The 17,321-nt window shown below is 60.7% G+C and carries 14 protein-coding genes and 1 pseudogene; 8 read left to right on the top strand and 7 right to left on the bottom strand.

The genetic code is table 11. From position 1 onward, the window contains the following. Window positions 1-123 precede the first annotated feature (123 nt). Both AB3X86_RS31320 and AB3X86_RS31315 read right to left on the bottom strand, forming a co-directional pair. Window positions 124-357 (bottom strand): annotated as a pseudogene (locus AB3X86_RS31320) (thiamine pyrophosphate-binding protein); the annotation flags it as partial. A 19-nt stretch (window positions 358-376) separates the two neighbouring features. Next, the gene (locus AB3X86_RS31315; RefSeq protein WP_368598940.1) at window positions 377-577 is read right to left on the bottom strand and encodes a copper chaperone; all 201 of its coding nucleotides are present in this window, start codon (window positions 575-577) and stop codon (window positions 377-379) included. Window positions 578-909: 332 nt separating this feature from the next. Between AB3X86_RS31315 and AB3X86_RS31310 the strand changes: the two genes are divergently transcribed. Together AB3X86_RS31310 and AB3X86_RS31305 are read left to right on the top strand one after the other, a co-directional pair. Further along, window positions 910-1,938, top strand: coding sequence for an LLM class oxidoreductase (locus AB3X86_RS31310; RefSeq protein ID WP_368599015.1), 1,029 nt, complete (start codon window positions 910-912; stop codon window positions 1,936-1,938). Then, window positions 1,916-2,305 (top strand): nuclear transport factor 2 family protein, encoded by a 390-nt coding sequence (locus AB3X86_RS31305; protein WP_368598939.1) that lies wholly within the window; start codon window positions 1,916-1,918, stop codon window positions 2,303-2,305. Before AB3X86_RS31310 ends, AB3X86_RS31305 begins: the two co-directional genes overlap by 23 nt. A 133-nt stretch (window positions 2,306-2,438) precedes the next feature. On the opposite strand, the gene AB3X86_RS31300 is transcribed toward AB3X86_RS31305, so the two are convergent. The 3 genes from AB3X86_RS31300 to AB3X86_RS31290 all read right to left on the bottom strand — a co-directional run bounded on the left by AB3X86_RS31300 (window position 2,439) and on the right by AB3X86_RS31290 (window position 8,531). Next, window positions 2,439-3,956 carry a CoA-acylating methylmalonate-semialdehyde dehydrogenase gene (locus AB3X86_RS31300; RefSeq protein WP_368598938.1) on the bottom strand — a complete coding sequence of 506 codons (1,518 nt, stop codon included), beginning with the start codon at window positions 3,954-3,956 and terminating at the stop codon, window positions 2,439-2,441. Between the two features lie 267 nt (window positions 3,957-4,223). Beyond that, on the bottom strand, window positions 4,224-7,667 hold the full coding sequence (locus tag AB3X86_RS31295; protein WP_368598937.1) for an ATP-binding protein: 3,444 nt from the start codon (window positions 7,665-7,667) through the stop codon (window positions 4,224-4,226). A 57-nt stretch (window positions 7,668-7,724) separates the two neighbouring features. After that, window positions 7,725-8,531 (bottom strand): AAA family ATPase, encoded by an 807-nt coding sequence (locus tag AB3X86_RS31290; RefSeq protein WP_368598936.1) that lies wholly within the window; start codon window positions 8,529-8,531, stop codon window positions 7,725-7,727. A 1,062-nt stretch (window positions 8,532-9,593) separates the two neighbouring features. Between AB3X86_RS31290 and AB3X86_RS31285 the strand changes: the two genes are divergently transcribed. From AB3X86_RS31285 to AB3X86_RS31260, 6 genes are all read left to right on the top strand, one after another. After that, the gene (locus AB3X86_RS31285; RefSeq protein ID WP_368598935.1) at window positions 9,594-10,304 is read left to right on the top strand and encodes an SDR family NAD(P)-dependent oxidoreductase; all 711 of its coding nucleotides are present in this window, start codon (window positions 9,594-9,596) and stop codon (window positions 10,302-10,304) included. Between the two features lie 89 nt (window positions 10,305-10,393). Further along, window positions 10,394-10,627, top strand: a complete 234-nt coding sequence (locus tag AB3X86_RS31280; protein ID WP_368598934.1) for a 4-oxalocrotonate tautomerase family protein — start codon at window positions 10,394-10,396, stop codon at window positions 10,625-10,627. Between the two features lie 86 nt (window positions 10,628-10,713). After that, entirely contained in the window at window positions 10,714-11,211 is a 498-nt protein-coding gene (locus AB3X86_RS31275; protein ID WP_368598933.1) for a DUF3331 domain-containing protein, read from the top strand. Between the two features lie 92 nt (window positions 11,212-11,303). Continuing rightward, window positions 11,304-11,990 (top strand): type 1 glutamine amidotransferase domain-containing protein, encoded by a 687-nt coding sequence (locus tag AB3X86_RS31270; RefSeq protein WP_368598932.1) that lies wholly within the window; start codon window positions 11,304-11,306, stop codon window positions 11,988-11,990. Between the two features lie 1,413 nt (window positions 11,991-13,403). Continuing rightward, window positions 13,404-13,676, top strand: coding sequence for a DUF4148 domain-containing protein (locus AB3X86_RS31265; protein WP_368598931.1), 273 nt, complete (start codon window positions 13,404-13,406; stop codon window positions 13,674-13,676). A 587-nt stretch (window positions 13,677-14,263) separates the two neighbouring features. Next, window positions 14,264-15,202 (top strand): LysR family transcriptional regulator, encoded by a 939-nt coding sequence (locus tag AB3X86_RS31260; protein WP_368598930.1) that lies wholly within the window; start codon window positions 14,264-14,266, stop codon window positions 15,200-15,202. A 131-nt stretch (window positions 15,203-15,333) separates the two neighbouring features. Here AB3X86_RS31260 and AB3X86_RS31255 read toward each other — a convergent pair whose 3' ends face one another. Continuing rightward, window positions 15,334-16,164: an intradiol ring-cleavage dioxygenase gene (locus AB3X86_RS31255; protein ID WP_368598929.1), complete on the bottom strand. Its 831-nt coding sequence runs from the start codon at window positions 16,162-16,164 to the stop codon at window positions 15,334-15,336. 85 nt (window positions 16,165-16,249) lie between these two features. Continuing rightward, complete coding sequence (locus AB3X86_RS31250) at window positions 16,250-17,320, bottom strand: maleylacetate reductase (RefSeq protein WP_368598928.1); 1,071 nt, start codon at window positions 17,318-17,320, stop codon at window positions 16,250-16,252. Window position 17,321 lies beyond the last annotated feature (1 nt).

The raw sequence follows: 17,321 nt of genomic DNA, 5'->3' as shown, positions 1-17,321 counted from the left end.
GAATGAAACTTTTCCACCACGAACCGCGGCTGAATGCGATATGCGCATCGTGGTGCGCTCGCGGCGCAAATGCCTGAGGGCGGCCGCCGGCGACGCGATCGTCGAGAATCGCGACCCGCGGCACCTTCCGCAGATCAGGATCATCGGGACCGAATCGCCATTGCAATCGGCAATCGGCAATCGGTGTCACGGCATGGGTCGCGCCGGGACCCGACGTCACCATGAACGCGCCGACCTTTCCACTCGCGCCGGCGTGCCCGCAGCGATGAAACCGGCGGTCTGGTCGTTGGCGGGTACGACGAGGGTGATCCGACGCTCGGGCTCATCGGCGTGGCAGTTCGTTGAACGAAACACCGCGGCTGACCGTCGGCTGCCCCTACCATTCGGCAATGCCTACGTCCAAGTCCTCGTCGTAGAACGCCACGAGAAACTCTTCTGGCATCAACCACGAATCGACGCTCACGGTTTGTGCGCCAATATCGACATCGACCTTCGCATCGGCATCCACGGACTTCATCGCATGCACAATCGTCGGAAGATCGTCCTTGCGGATCTCAGTTTTCATCGCGAACTTCATTTTCCACCTCTCTGTATGGGGAACCAGTCTGGACAACTATAGGATCAACGTCCACTGCCACCAACCAGGGCCGCCTCAATTCACTCTTTACAGGGCGTAATCAAAGCCCCGTCAATCCGGTGCATGCGGGGCAAGCGCCCCGGCCGTTGAAGCTGCGCGCGTTTCTCGACTTCATGTCGCGGCGCCTCGAGGCGCGCATGTCCACCGCTTGAATTCCCCGCGTTATTGCGCGCGAGTATCAACTGTTGTTCATCGCAGGCGGTTTCTGTCAGCGTCGTTCGTGCGTAATCTTGGCTCGCAATAGGGAAAACGCAAGGCGAAACGCAATGGATATGTCAGCAATCACCGCAATCAAGGCTTCCGCGCCCATCGAACCCGCGCTTTCGGAGCAGCCCGCGTGGCGCCGGGTGTTTCGCGAGGGGGCACTCACGGTGGGACTCATCCTGCCGCTCGAAACGCATCCGGACTCGCCTTTCCCGACCATGCGCGATCATGTCGCCATGGCGCAGCGCGCCGAGTCGATGGGTGTGGCCGCGCTGTGGATGCGCGACATCCCGTTCTACGACCCCGCGTATGGCGACGCCGGGCAGATTTTCGAACCGCTGGTGTATATCGCCAGCCTTGCGGCAGTGACGAGCGAGGTCGCGCTCGGCACGACCGGCATCGTCTTGCCGATGCGCGACCCGCTCTTGCTGGCCAAGCAGGTGAATTCGCTCGACCAGTTGACGAATGGAAGGCTGCTGTTAGGCATGTCGTCGGGAGATCGGCCCTCCGAGTATCCTGTTTTCGGCATCGACTTCGATACGCGCGGCGAGCGGTTTCGCGACGCCTTCCAGACCTACCGCACGGTCGGCGAGCAACCCTTTCCTGTGTTCTCCTCACCCCGCTTCGGCAAATCGGATGGCACGCTCGACATGCTGCCCAAGCCGCAGTACGGACGCATCCCGGCGATTGCGGTTGGACGGGCGCAGCAGAGTCTCGAATGGATCGCGGCGCATATGGACGGTTACCTCGGCTTCGTGCCCGGCCCCGACGCGCTCGATGCATTCGTGCGCGGCTGGAACGAGCACGTCGCTCAGTCGATGGGCCGCGAAGCCTTCAAGCCGATTGCGTTTGGCGGCTACCTCTATCTGCACCCAAGGCCTGACTACCCGTTCCGCACCATCAGGGGCGGATTCGTCATCGGGAGCCGCTCGCTCAGATACTTTCTCGAGCAGGCACGAGAAGCGGGCGTCAGCCACGTCGCGCTGAATCCGAAAGTCACGCCGCGCCCGTATGCCGACGTATTGGACGAATTGCACAGCGAAGTACTGCCGTACTTTATCCCGGAGGTTTCTCATGCAACACGCGAACATACGTGAAGCGCTGCATACGCACTGGCAAGCGTCGGCGGCCGGCGATCTCGAAGCCGAACATGACATCTACGCCGACGACGCCATCTGCGACTATCCCCAATCGGGCGAACGCATCCATGGGCGCAGGAATTTGCAGGCCTTACGCGGACATCACCCCGACAGGCCGTCGGGTTTCAAGGTCAGACGAATGCAGGGAGAAGGCAATCTCTGGGTGACCGAGTACACCATCACATACCAGGGGCGATCTGCTTTCACCGTGAGCATCATGAAGTTCCATGACGGCAAGGTCGTGCACGAAACTCAATATTTTTCGGATCCCTTTGAGGCGCCCGGTTGGCGCAGCCAATGGGTTCAGAAGATCACACCCACTTAGCCGATAACCAACTTGCCTTTAGCCCCTGGACGCATTCCAATGGCCCAGGGGTGCACCCGTACAAAAGCGAGTGGTAGCCGGCCATGCCCGGCCGGCCACTTCGAGCGTGCGGCGTATTCACGCCGCGCTTCGCTCACTTCGACGCGGGCATGGCGAATTCAGCGCCCTTGTCGATGCTGTCGGGCCAGCGCTGCGTCACGCTCTTGTAGCGCGTGTAGAAGCGTACGGCTTCCTCGCCGTAGGCGTGATGATCGCCGAACAGCGAGCGCTTCCAGCCTCCGAACGAATGCCAGGCCGACGGCACTGGACTCGGCACGTTGATGCCCACCATGCCGATCTGAATCTTCCTGGTGAACGTGCGCGCCGCTGCGCCATCCGCTGTGAACAGGGTGACGCAATTGCCCAGTTCGTGCGCGTTGACAAGTTCGATTGCACTGGCGAGATCCGGGACGCGCACCACCGAAAGCACCGGCCCGAAGATTTCTTCCCGGTAGATTTTCATATTCGGCTGCACGTTGTCGAAGAGCGTGCCGCCGAGGAAGAAGCCCTCTTCGTGCCCCGCCACGGTATGGCCACGCCCGTCCACGACGAGCTTCGCGCCAGCCTCGACGCCCGCATCGATATAGCCCCGCACCTTGGTGCGATGTGCGGCGCTGATAAGCGGCCCCATGTCCAGATCGGGCTCCATGCCCGAACCGATGCGCAGCGCGCGCACGCGCGTGGCGAGACGCTCGACCAGTTCGTCGCCGATGCGCCCTACCACCACCGCGACCGAAGTCGCCATGCACCGCTCGCCCGCTGAGCCGTATGCCGAGTTGATCAGCGCATCGACGGCTTGATCGAGATTGGCGTCGGGCATCACGACGAGATGATTCTTCGCGCTGCCCAGCGCCTGCACGCGCTTGCCGCGTTTGGCGCCCTCCGCGTAGATATATTCGGCCACCGGCGTGGAGGCGACGACGGACATCGCTGCTACGTCGGGATGCTGAATCAGCGCGTCGACGGTGCCCTTGTCGCCATTCACCACGTTGAAAACACCTTTGGGAAAACCCGCCTCGATGAAGAGTTCCGCCAGCCGGATCGACGACGACGGCGTGCGCTCCGAAGGCTTGAGGATGAATGTATTGCCGGTCGCGGCGGCCATGACGAACATCCAGCACGGCACCACCACCGGAAAATTGAACGGTGTGACGCCGGCAATCACGCCTAGGGGCTGACGCAAATTCCAGCTGTCGATGCCGCTGCTGCTTTGATCGGTGAAATCGGTCTTGAGCAGGTTCGGAATGCCGCACGCGAATTCAACGATTTCGATGCCGCGCATCACCTCGCCCCTGGCGTCCGAGAGCAGCTTCCCGTGGTCGCGTGTAATGAGTTCGGCGATTTCGTCCAGGTGTGCCTCTAGCAGCTCCTTGAACCTGAACATCAAGCGTGCGCGCTTGAGCGGCGGGGTTTCGCTCCAGGCCCCAAAGGCGGTCTTTGCGGCCGCGACGGCGGCGGCAACTTCAGTGGTATTGGCAACCGGCACGCGCGCTGAAACGCGGCCGAGGGCGGGATCGTACACGTCGTTGAATCGGCCGCTCTCGCCAGCGGTGTATTGACCGTCGATGAAATGTTTCAGTTGGCGCACCGCGCCCTGGTTTGCTTCGCTCATACGTCCATCCTTTACAGGTCCAGCGCTGCGCATGGATCGAAAAGAGTCCGCATTGCAGCGCGCATCAAGTCAAGTGGCCGGGCATCTGCATGACTCCCCGCCGGGATCGACAGTCATTGACCACCGACGAGACCAGTCTACGTTTTACGGCTGCCGGCCGAGGTACTAGCTGCGACGGTTTCGGGACATTCCGGGCTCGTTTCCGGCCAGGGCGACCAGGCGGAAGTCTTCGCTATCCGAAGAGTCGAATGGCGTGGCGATGCGGCGCTAAACACGGACTGGCGGCGAGGCGTTGTCTTGTGCGGGAAGCGTGAAATGAAAGCGGGCGCCAACGGGGTCGTTCGGCGTCACCCATAAGCGCCCGCCGTGGCTTTGCACGATCGAGCGGCAAATGGGCAATCCCATGCCCAGACCGTCGGACTTGGTCGTGAAAAAAGCCTCGAATACGTCCTCCGGATTGCCGGCGCCGAGACCCGGCCCGGAATCCTGCACGGTAATGCAAAGTTCGTTTTCGCCGGTCCTGTCCGTGCGGACAAGTAGCGTGCGCTCGCCGGTTTTCATTTCGCTCATCGCTTCGAAGGCGTTGATCATCAGATTGAGCATGACCTGCTGCAGTTGCACCCGGTCGCCCTGAACGCGCGGCAACCCTTCGGTAAGCTCCACCGTGAGTTCAACCCTGGACTTGCCGGCTTCGCCGCGCACGAGCGCGATCAGTTCCTGAATCATGTCGTTGACATCGAGCCCATCGGTTCGCAGCGGCTCTTTCTTGAAGTAAGCGCGGGTTCTGTCGACAATGCCATTGGCGCGATCGCTGTTCGCGACGATCCGGGTCAGCGCGAGACGCGCTTCGTCGAAATTCGGCGGGCGGGCCGCGAGCCAGCGCAAGGCCGCGCTCGCATACGCCGCGATCGCGGTGATCGGCTGCTTCACTTCATGCGCGATCGACGCCGATAGCTGACCCATCGTCGCCACGCGGTTCGAATGCGCCAACACCGTCTGAAGTTCGCGGTAGCGTCGTTCGCTGTCGCGCACATCCTGTTGCGCACGCTTCTGCCCGGTCAGGTCCAGGATGAACGCGACGCCCTGCCCCTCGCGGTCGCCGAATGCCGCTGCGCCAACCATAACGGGCACCCGGCTGCCGTCCTTGCGAAAATATTCCTTCTCGAATGGTTTGGCGCTACCCGTGGCCGTCAATTCGGCCTTCACATGTTTATCGCGTTCGTGCCATTCCGGCGGAGTGAGGTCGGGCCAGCGAATCCGCCCGGATCGGAGATCTTCGGCGGAATAACCCACGATGCGCAAAAACGCATCGTTTGCGTCGACGACATTGCCTTCGAAGTCCCAGATGTGGATGCCGATGATATTGGAATCCACCAGACGCCGCACCTTTGCTTCGCGTTCCTGAAGATCGGCATACAGGCGAGTGTTCTCCAGAGAAATGGCAGCCTGCGACGCGAGCAAATCGAGCAGTGCGGAGCGGCGTGCGGTGAACACGTGCGAAGTCTCGGTGTTCTCCAGATACAGCAACCCACTGAGTTTTCCCTGTCTGACGAGCGGCAGGCAGAAGACGGACCGCGTGGCTCCGCTCGCCAGATACCCGTCTTCAGGAAAAGGACCGGATGTCACGGCATCGTCGATGATGACGCGCTTGCCGGTGTGCATGACGTAACGCAGCAGCGCGGCGGGTGTCGCGCAGCCGCTATCCGGCAAACGCGTCACCTCGATTCGGTTGCCGTCGATACGCGCTTCCGCCTCGACGCGGTAGCCGTCTGGCTGCTCGGGCACGATCAGCAGACCACGGTCGGCGCCTGCGGTTTCCAGCGCGATCGTCATCAGGCGCTCGACCAGGCTCTTCAGTTCGATCTCGCTGGAAAGCGCGTGGGATGCCTTGAGCAGCGTTGCGGCGTCGAACTGACGCCAACCGAAGCTGAGCGTCGAGGTCAGCGTGCTGCCTTCGAGATCGGCCAGACGCGGGAATTCGCTGTCGAGCTGCACGATCTTGCTTTGCGCGCCCCAGGCGACGAAGCATCGGCGCGCATTGCGCAAATGGCCTTCGGCGCTGGTCGCGAGACCCATGCGCAAATAGAAGCGGCCGGCAAGTTCGCTGGCGAGGCCTTCGTGATGCGCAAAGCCATTCTCGCGAGCGGAGCGAATGGCCTGCTCGTACAGGTGCATCGCGTCGAGATCGCGCCCTTCCAGACGCGCGAATTCCGCGCCGAGCAACGCATGGCGGTTCTGATAGTTCTCCGGACAGTGTGCGGCCCAGCTTTCAAACTTATCGAGTGCCTCGGCTAGCGTGCGTTTGTAAATCCTCTGCTGCTCGGCGGAGGACTGGGGATAAAGCGCCGTCAGCGTCAGCATATGAAAAAAGTGAAAGGTCGGCTCGATCGCTAGCGCCATCACCGGACTCAGTACTGCCTGTGCCAGCTGCGCGGCCTTCAGCGCATTGGCGTAACGGCCTTCGAGAAACGCGAGAATGACTTTGATGATTCGATAGACGCCAATGGCACAACCGAAATTCGACTTGACGATCGACTCGAAACAGGCGGTTTCGTCGAAGGTCTCGTCATTCAGATCGAAAGCTTTGGCGGTCCGGCCCCGCAGACTGATGACGCATTGCCGTTCGACGCGAATCAGTTCGTAGACCGCGTCGTTGTGGCTCTGCCGCATGAGCGCCGCGTACCTTTCCGCTATCGCCTGCACGTCTTCGAGCGCGGCGCCGCTCTCGAGCGCCTGCCAAACCGCGTTGAACGCCACGTTGCCGGCAAAAACGAAATCGCCCGCTTCCATACATTCGGCTGTCGCCCGTTCCAGCACCGGAAGATTCTCGGCGATGTGGCGGCGCCAGAAATTGACATGAGCGCCATACAGGTGCAGCAGTTTCCCATTGAGGTGCCGATTACCGAACTTCTCGTTTAGCTTCAGCGACATCTCCGAAACCTGAACCGCAGTTGGGATGTCGCCGATCAGCGAAACCAGGATGAGCGCGTAATTGCCGAACGCAAAACTGGACTTCTCGGTATTGCCGTGCTGCAAGGACAGATTGACCGCCTTTAGCGCGATGAGCGGATAAAACGCGGGCCGCGCCGCAAAAGCGCAGTTCATCGCCTGCAGGAGCAGATTGACGATCGCGTGGATCGCAGGGTCCGTCGCCACCGGCGCCTCAACCAGTTCGCCGGCGGAGCGGCCGGCCTGATTGACGCGAACGTCGTGCAGGGCGGTATGGAACGCCGCCTGAATCTCCTGGTCGGTTTCAGGAAAGCAGACACCGAAGCCGCGAAGCGCGACGAGCGCGACCGCGAAGCTTTCGTCATATCTTCCGGCGAGCTGATACAACTCGATGCGCAAGCTGTAGACCTTTGCGCGGTCAAGACTGGAGTGCGCCGCGGCAAGCATCATGTCCGCCAGGGCATCCGCTTTTGCAAAATCGCCCACCAGATATTCGCACTCCGCTAACGCAAGATAGAGTTCGAACGTGCTCTCGTAGCGCCGCGTCCACGCATCGGGCGACAGCAACGCCACGGCTTGCGCCAGATAGCCGCGCGCGCCCACGTAGGCCGTCGAACGCATGGCCCGCCTTCCCGCGATGAGGTTCAAGGCAACGGCCTGCTCACGCTCCGTTTCGTCCACGATCAGCGCCGCGCCGCGATTGAGATGATTGACGATATCGAAAATCGCATCTTCGAGTGCATCCGGCGGCGTGCGCGACACCAGCGCACGGCCTATGCGCAGTTGCGCGGCGGCACGCTCGTCGGCGGGAATGAGAGCTTACGCTGCCTCCTGCACCCGATCGTGCGCGAATACATAGACATTGGCCTCACGAAACACCAGGCCCGCTCGCACGGCTTCCCACAGGTCAGCGTGCATCTTCTCTTCGGAGCCGCCTCGAACCCAGGTCAGCGCGGCGACTTCGGCAACATTGCCCAGGCACGCCAACTGGCCTAGTGCGTCGCGCGCGGCGGGCGGCAGCCGGCTCAACCTGGTCGCCATCAGATCGGCGACGTTCTCGGTGTAGCCTTTTGCGCGAATGCGCGGCAGTTCCCAACGCCATTTCGCCGCGCGCGGGTCGAATGTGAGCAGGCCTTCATCGGCGAGCGCGGTCAGAAACTGGATCGTGAAGAACGGATTGCCGCCGCTTTTCTCATGCGCCAGTTGCGCGAGCGGTGCGGCGTTCGCGCGGTCACAGTGAAGTGCATCCGCCACGAGGTGTGCCACGCTGTCCCTCGTGAGCGGTGCAAGCTCGATTTGCCGCACTCTGCCTTCGGCCCGGGCAATCGACTCGAGCGTGCGGGCAAATGGGTGCGAAGCGTCGACCTCATTGTCCCGATAGGCGCCGACCAGCAGAACGTGCCGCACGTCCGGATGCGTGGCGAGATGCGCGAGCAGATCGAGCGTCGCCGTATCCACCCACTGCAGGTCGTCGATAAACAAGGCGAGTGGGTGCTCTGGCCGCGCAAATACGCCGAGAAAACGTCGAAATACTATCTGGAAGCGATTTTGCGCGTCTTGAGGCGGCAGCGTCGGTGCGGCCGGCTGCTCACCGATGATGAGCGCAAGCTCGGGAATCAGATTCACGATGAGTTGCCCGTTGCGCCTCACGCAGCTGCGCCGCTTCTTTCAGGCGACTGCCTTTGAAGAGGGGCCGTCGTGAAAGGGCCGACGACGAACTGCCCGGGCGCCCAAGTGGCCAGACTCGAGGGTTGCAGACTCTGAAAGCCCGCACTTCCGCTGAGCAGTCAGCGTGAACGCGGTTTGCCCAGATCGTCTCACACGCCTGCTTGAGGAAGGCGTGGATATCGCCATAAGTATCGGTCATCTCGAAGAATCGTCCACATTTGGGGGCGTTTCGGCTCCATGCGGCGGCAAACCTTCGCGGCTCCCGCTTATTTCGCCGAGCATGGAGAACCCACGCATGCGCGCGATCTGGTCAGCCACATTTGCGTTTCCGTTACCGGAGTTTCGCAACCGCGGAAATCTGGTGCCCACTTTTCGGTCATACGAGCAGGAATCAACGCCGGTCAACCTGCTTCATCTCAAGCGGCGCGGGACGAGCCGAAAAATTCGGTCTTTCATGTCCTTCGTTACTGAAACGCTGCGAAACAATGCCCAATATCTACAGCCGCTTATTCATTCACGCGACACGTCAGCCGTCATACTGAGTTCTCGGTACCCAACTCGGACCGGGAATCGTCGTTATGCACTCGTCCCTCCCCCGGAATCGCACGTGAAGTTCTTTTGGCGTGATGCTCAGCCCCCCGAGACAACGCCATGCGCATATGCGGGGCGCGATGAAAGCGCCGCATTTAAATCCTAGCGTCTTGAGCGGCGAATCAGGGTCCTCCAGGAGTTTCCACGCCATGTCGACGCGAACCCGCTCGACGAACGTGCGGCGGGAACAATCGCCAGAACGTTGTTGATGCAGTCGCATGGAAGCTAGCCTGATCCCAAGCAAAGTAAGCGTCGTTCGTATGGCTTTCACTGCGCGTCATCGCGCCCGGCTTGCTGCCATTTGTTCCTGCGACTCACAAGTGTTTGTCCACGTCCCGTATTCACGCCGGAGGCGTAGATGCGTAAATTTGTCGTCATCGGAACAGCAAGCCCGATCAGAAAGATAGTCCAACCTATTTCGAGGTTTAGATGAGTCAATCCCCCAAAGTCGTCGTGATCACTGGCGCATCGCAAGGTATCGGCGCGGAAACCGCCAAGGCATTCCGCGCTCTCGGCCACCAGGTGGTCGCAACGTCGCGCAACATCAAACAGTCTGACGATGGCAATCTAGTTGCAGTGGCCGGCGATATCGCCGACCCGGCCACGGGTCGCCGTGTCATCGAAACGGCCGTGTCGCGCTTTGGCCGCATCGATACGCTCATCAACAATGCCGGCATTTTTTTGGCAAAGCCGTTCACCCAATACACGGCTGAGGATTACGCGACGGTGACCGCTACCAATCTCGCGGGGTTCTTTCATATCACGCAGCTCGCAATTGCGGAGATGGAAAAGCGCGAGCGCGGGCACGTCGTCACGATCACGACGACGCTCGTCGATCACGCGATCGACGGCGTGCCGTCGGTGCTGGCCTCGCTGAGCAAGGGCGGTCTCGCCGCCGCAACGCGCTCGCTGGCTATCGAGTATGCCAGGCGCGGCATTCGCGCCAACGCGGTTTCGCCCGGCATCATCAAGTCGCCGATGCACGCGCCCGAAACCCACGCCGCGCTCGGCGCGCTGCATCCGATGGGACATATGGGCGAGATGAACGACATCGTGAACGCCATTCTCTATCTCGACTCGGCGCCATTCGTGACGGGCGAAATCCTTCACGTCGACGGCGGTCAGGTCGCCGGCCACTAAAGCGCGCTGCGCTCCACCGGCTCCGCCGGACAGACGAGGAGCGCCGTTCGCCGGCGCGCCTTGCAAAGATCAACATTAAGGAAAGCGAAATGCCGATCGTCACAATTCTGGTTACACGCGAGGGCACACGGCCCGGCACGGATTCCGTCACCGCGGAAGAAAAGGCCCAGCTTATCAAGGGCGTGAGCCAGCTGATGCTTGACGTGCTGAACAAACCGCTGGAGGCGACCTTCGTCGTCATCGAAGAAGTGCCAACGGAAAACTGGGGATGGGGTGGCCTGCCTACCGCCGTCTATCGACGACAGAAGGGACTCATCAAGTAAACGCGCGCGGCCCGCTCGAGAGCGAGCTTCGCGCGCAATTGCACCGGTTGCATTGTGGCGCTATCAATTTTCATCCGAGGCCTCGCATGAACACGGACGAGGGACTTCGAACACGTTCGCGCAATAGCCGCGCGAACGTGGCGGCAATGGCTGGCAACAAACACGCCTCACGCCCGGACCCATGGGAGCAGACACTCCTGCTACTCGACAGGCTGGGCGCGGCGGAATCACGCGCACAGAGCCTCAGCTCCACCGAACCCGCACCCAGTGCGCGCATCGCCGGGCCACACCGCAATGACGGAAGGTGCGGCAAAGGGCGCGACACTACGATCGACGCACCCTGCGCAGCCGTCGTTACGCTGCTCGAGCGCCTCTCCCCCCGAACCGTTGTGTTGCGCTGGTGCTCCGCCTCGTGCCACTACGGCTATCAAATCTGGGTCTGCGCAAAGGCACGCCGGGCCGGCATGTGCGCGGTGAGCGGCAAAGCGATCCGTCGCGGCGATATCATCTACCGGCCCTCTACCCGAACGCCTGTCCTTCCCGTGAACGTGAACGCCATGATTCATCTTGCTGCTTTGGGCTGATGGCGGATCGGTAATCTGATTCGGCGCGCCAAGCGCGTCGACCGGAATTCTCTGCAACCGGAAGTTGTGAAAATGCATTCAAGGAGAGCATCGTGAAGATTCTGATGGTTTTGACTTCGCACGACGAATTGGGCAATACGGGACGCAAGACCGGGTTCTGGCTCGAGGAACTCGCCGCGCCCTACTACGTGTTCAAGGACGCCGGCGCGCAGATCGTGCTCGCGTCGCCCAAGGGTGGCAAGCCTCCACTAGACCCCAAGAGCAACGAGCCGGACTTTCAGACTGACCTGACACGTCGCTTCGAAGCCGACCCGGCTGCGGTGGCGGATCTGGGCAACACGGCAAAGCTCAAGGATGTCGCCCATGACGAATTCGACGCCGTGTTCTACCCCGGCGGCCATGGTCCACTCTGGGAACTCGCGGAAGACCCTGACTCCATTGGGCTTATCGAGCGCACGATCGCAGCCGGGAAGCCCGTCGATCTCGTCTGCCACGCGCCCGGGGTTCTCCGACACGTGAAGGGTCCGGATGGCAAGCCGCTCGTCAACGGCAAGTCGGTCACCGGCTTTACGAACAGCGAAGAGGAAGCGGTTGGGCTCACCAAGGTGGTCCCGTTCCTCGTTGAAGACGAGCTCAAGGCGAAGGGCGGAAACTTTTCGAAGGGCCCCGACTGGCAGCCGTATGTGCTCGAAGACGGGCTGCTGCTCACCGGGCAGAATCCCGCATCGTCGGGGCCAGCCGCAAAGGCATTGCTGGCGAAGTTGAGCAAGCGTCACTGAGACTCGGCCCTCGTGCCAAAAGAGTGGCGGCTGCCCGGCGCGGGCGCCGCCCGCAACTCATCATGGCAAATCGTCATCGCCGGAGCGTTGCAGTACCGGGTCGCGAAATGGGAACGTGGATCATCTTTGAGGCATCTATAGCTATCCGCAAGCGTTGGGTCGCTATCGGGATGGATCATGGCCAGAGGAGCGTGAGCGTTTTCTTGCGCATTGTTCCGAACGGGGTTTTGCGCGAGCGGCACTTCGACAGATCGCCGCTGAACTCCTCGTTGTCGCGCCCAATACTTCGATATCAGTGAATTCACGTTCGTCGCACAGGACGTAGAGGCTGCCGCTGGTCGCTGGGTACGCCTTCAGTGTCGACGCCAGCGGATTCGCCATTGTCGCTGGTCTCGTCAGCGATTCGTTTCAACGGCGAGATCATGGCCGCGTTTTCTCGATTGCCTGGAGCAGCCACAACAGGAGACCCGACCCTTGGCACATCTGATCGAAGAATTTTCGGACTTCATGCACGATTGAGCGTGGACTGTCTTCAAAGACCATTGCGGATCGATGCTGGTAGGCGCGTCGCCGTCTCGACCACTTACAAACCGCAAAGCACCCTTTGGCGCGCCTAGCGGTGCGAACGACTAGGCGCAACTGTCGTCCCTGATTTGCCGATTGTCGATTCCGCTGTCAATCGCGACCTTAGTGTTCTATAACATAGATGCAGCAAGGTTCTTATTGGTCAATGACTTGACAACGTCCTTTCGCCAGCACACTTGTTGCGCACCCCCTCTGCCCCGCCCGGTCCCAGCCTCGCCCACGTAGTCATCGAATAGGTCAGGCTTTGCGCGCAAACGGTGCCACAAGCCAACTTCGCATTTGCTCGGCTAAACGTCGTTGGAGACGACGCTGTTTGGCATCTGATGGAGCGAAAAAAGAATCGGCAAGTAGCGAGAAAAGGTCTATTGCAACTTTCGCACGCTACACGGGATGCCAATTTCCTTGTTATTCGAGGATCGTGCTTTTTGCAACCCATTGACGAAAAAGAGGTGACGAGATGAAAGTGCAACTTATAGCTGTAGTCAGTGCGGTGTACCTGCTCGGTGCGACCGGCGCCGCCCAGTCGCAGCAAATGCAACCGCCGGGCGCAACCGACCCGTCGTTTGCGCAGCAGCCCATGACAACTGCTCAGCCGGCCACGGCTATGGACCACACCACTGACCCGGGCTATGGACCCCAGCCCGGTGGAAGCAGCGGCAGCGGCAAAGCCAGAAACGGTGCGCCGTGCACAGTGGGCCTTTCGTGCGATATCTTTCAGGGCAGCTAGCTCGCCCTATGTCGCCAACGCAGGCCTGACCAGCACGCGGAAATTTCAATGACCACGCGTTGATTGGGCCGCGAGTAAGAAAACCAAACCTATCGAACTTCATGGAGTACATAGATATGAAATCGCCAAAAGTCGTGGTAGCAATCGCCGCGGTTATTGCGTTCGGATATGTCCAGGCGCAGGATATGGCGCCCGCAACACAGCCCACAAATCCCAGCGTGTCTTCGGCAAATTCTGTGGGTGGTGTGCCCGCCACGAGGAGTGACGCTGGCGCTCCAATGGGAAAGACCCGGGCCCAGGTTAAGCAGGAGCTTGAGCAGGCACGCCAATCGGGCGAACTCGACCGCATAAACGCGGAGTATGGGGGTCAATAAGCACGGCGATTGCTCGCACCGGTCCGGGCTGATGTGTTCCATGGTAGTCGTCAATTTGCTATGCGGCTCGGGAAAAGGCCAGGCATGTTGCCCCCGAGAACGCAAACGATGGACAGGGGTTGTGTCGCGATAAGAATATTGTGACGACGCGGTTCCTGGAAGATCAGGATCACTTATATAATCGGCGAATAGGATTGCTCGACACAGTCCGCTAATACCCGCGTCATGCATCTGCCATTTTCCTGACCATTTTCATTACTTCGACACCTGACAGGGTAGCCTATCGCATGACTGCGCGCTCGGCTCGGTGGTTGGTCGCCGCCAGCCTGCCGACACCGGCCCGTTCACAGTGATCCGAAACGGCGATCTTCAGCTCCGGGATGCGTGCGTGCGGTATCGGCCGTTCGTTCCAGATATTTCGAATAATCACAGAACCATGCGTGCTCGCCACGGTACACTCCACGGCGGCAGGATTTGGCGATTGGCGCGCTTTGAAAAGCACGCACGACGTCGGTGATAACGCCGAGTGGCAGCGATTTCTGAATCGGCTACAGTGGCCAATCAGAGATTGATAGGGCTGCTTCTGCATGCACACCATTCCTCAAAAGAGTGAGAGCGACCTCGAACTCGATCTTCACCATCTGCAAGTATTCGATGTCCTGCTGACCGAACACAGCCTCACCAAAGCCGCGCGCGTGCTCAACCTTTCGCAGCCCGCGTTGAGCAAGACGCTCGCGCGGCTGCGACTGTATTTTGGCGACCCGCTGTTCGTGCGTGTGGGATTGCGCATGGAGCCGACGCCCAAAGCGCTCGAGCTGTCGGGACCAGTGAGGTCGATACTCAAGAACTTTCGCGCTCTTCGCTCCGAGTACGCATCATTCGATCCGAAGATGTCGACACGCAAATTCAGTTTCTTTCTGGTCGATGCGGGGGCAATCAAGATCTTCCCGGCACTTCTGAACTATCTCGCGGCGGAAGCACCCGGCATCTGCGTACAGTCGATTCCCTGCGATGCGCAACATCTAGATCTGTGGCTCGAATCGGGTCTCGTCGACCTCGCGATCGGCTCCTTCCCTTCGCTGACGATGGGTATCCGGCGCGTCCCGCTGTGGACTGAGTCCTATGTGAGCGTAACGCGCAGGGACCACCCGCGCATCGGCAGTCATCCGAGCAAAGCGGATTTCATCGCGGAGAAGCATGCACTCGTGTCCGCACTGGGCACCGGTCACGAACACCTGGCCGTAGAGCGGCTCATCGAGTCCGAGGTACCGAGCCGGAACATCGTGTGTCGGGTTCCGGTCTTTACGTCGGCGGCGCTGATAGCGAAACACTCGGATGTTATCGCGACCGTGCCGCGAAGCCTCGCCGTTGCAATGTGCCGCGATCTCGATCTGCAACTGGTTGAGCCGCCGATCGAGCTGCCCAGGCTCGAAATCGCCCAGTACTGGCACGATCGATGTCACCTCGAGCCCGGCAACCAGTGGCTTCGCAATACCTTTCGCAAGCTCTTTTCGACGCGGTGCTGAACTGCATTCCGCCACGGCGGGATCGAATGGAAACCCGAACGCGAATCCGGATGGAAGTTCGCATCGGAATCCGCGGGCGTCGCAAGATCTTTGCTACGGCTGCGGCACACACGATATGTGCACCGCCTGGCTCAGTTCACTGAGTTCAGCACAAAATCGTAGTCTAGTGTGTAGCCACCGTCCGGCTGTTTGACCCACTCCGCCACCAGCGTTTCTCTCACGCCGAATACGGCATCGGAATCCAGATAGCGATCCCCTTCGCGGAACACATGCGTGACAAGGGTCTGATAGTTCTTTGCGTTGATCATGAAATGAAGGTGCGCAGGACGCCACGGGTGTCGCGCAGTCGCGCGCAGCAGTTCCCCGACCGGGCCATCGTCCGGAATCGGGTAGGCGACGGCGAGCACGGTACGAAATTCGAAGCTGCCGTCCTCCTGTGAGCTGAGCACGCCTCTCGCCTGATGGATGTCGAGATCCGGGTACTGAACGTCGTAATTACCCGCGGCGTCGGCCTGCCACACTTCGATCCGCGCACCCGCCACCGGTACGCCGTCGAGGTTCTTCACCGTGCCACGCACGATGCAAGGTTCGCCCGATGCCCCATTGGCGATGTCCGCGCCATTTGCGTACTCGGGCGCGCCGTCCACGTGGAATGGGCCGAACACCGTCGATTCCGTGCAACCTCGCGGCTTCCTGTTGTTCATCGCGACGGTCAGCATCGACAATCCCAGCACGTCGCTCAACAGGATGAATTCCTGACGTTTGTCGTCGCACTTGTGCCCGGTCCGGGTCAGAAATTCGATCCCAGCGCGCAATTCGGCTTCGGTCAGTTCGACGTCGCGAGCGAAATCGTGCAAATGAGTAATGAGGCTCGTGAGGACGAACTTCAAACGGGGATCCGGCGTAGCGGCCAGCAGATCGAGCACTGCGTCCGTGACAGTGTGTTCGTCGAGATTGCGCATGTTTGGCTCCGGAGGAAGTTGCGTGGATAACGGCTAATCGAGCGATGCGAAAGCCTATGTCACACCGCTTGCTGAACTCGCCGTGTCACATACTCGGCCGCACGCCTTCGTAGGCGTCCTGTAGCAATTGCCTGATCGCCGACTTTTCTAGCGCCCTGGGATTCGGATACTGATTCTGCAGCGCGATCGCGCACGCCTTGTCGAGGTCCGACTCTTTCATGCCGATGTCTTTCAGCGCCAGCCGTGCGCCGTTCTTTTCCGCGAGGTCGAACACGGCTTGCGGTGCGCTGACGCCATAAAGCGCGCTCGCGATCCGCCCCATCGCACGTGTGGCGGCCTTCGCGTTGTAGGCCAGTGCGTGCGGCAAGATGATCGCGTGCGTCTGCGCGTGCGGCAGGTCGAAGCTTCCGCCGAGCGTATGGCAAAGCTTATGGTGCAGCGACATTGTCACCGCCCCCAACACCGATCCGCACAGCCATGCGCCATACAGCGCATCCGCGCGTGCGCGCCGTACGTTCGCATCGTCGGCATCGAGAGTCAGTAGCGGCAGTGCCCGTCCGATCGCGGCGATGCCCTCGCCCGCGACCAGATCCGTGATCGGATTTGCGTCCACCGCGTAAAGGCCTTCAGCCGCATGAGCAATCGCATTGATCGCGCTGCTCACGCTCAGCGATACCGGCAACGAATACGTGAGCTCGGGATCGTAAATCACTGTCCTCGGTATCACGCGACTGTCGCGGCCGGTCTTTTTTAAACCCGCTTCGGTGATGCCGTAGATCGGTGTCATTTCAGAGCCGGCGTAAGTCGTCGGAATAGCGAGGATCGGGAAGTCCGACTCCAATGCAATGGCCTTTCCGAGTCCTGTCGTTGATCCTCCACCGATGGCGATCGCACAGTCAGCGTCGAGACGGCGCGCCACCTCGCGTGCCTCGCGGGCAACTTCGATAGGCACATGCATGGCCGCTTTCGCAAACACGCCAGCTACGCGCGCGCCGAGAAGTGCCCCAACGCGCTCGGCGTCCTCGCGCTGATCGGGAGTCGCGAGTATCAATGCGCGATGGGCGCGCAGCCGCTCGACTTCCGCTTCCAGCCGGCTCAAAGCTCCGGCACCAAATACGACGCGCTGAGCATGGCTCGTATAAACGAACTCGTTCATG

Source organism: Paraburkholderia sp. BR14374 (assembly GCF_040948685.1).
In the GTDB taxonomy this organism is placed as follows: Bacteria; Pseudomonadota; Gammaproteobacteria; order Burkholderiales; family Burkholderiaceae; genus Paraburkholderia; species Paraburkholderia youngii.
Note: the sequence above shows the minus strand (reverse complement) of the source record. Positions and strands in the feature narration are given on the sequence as shown.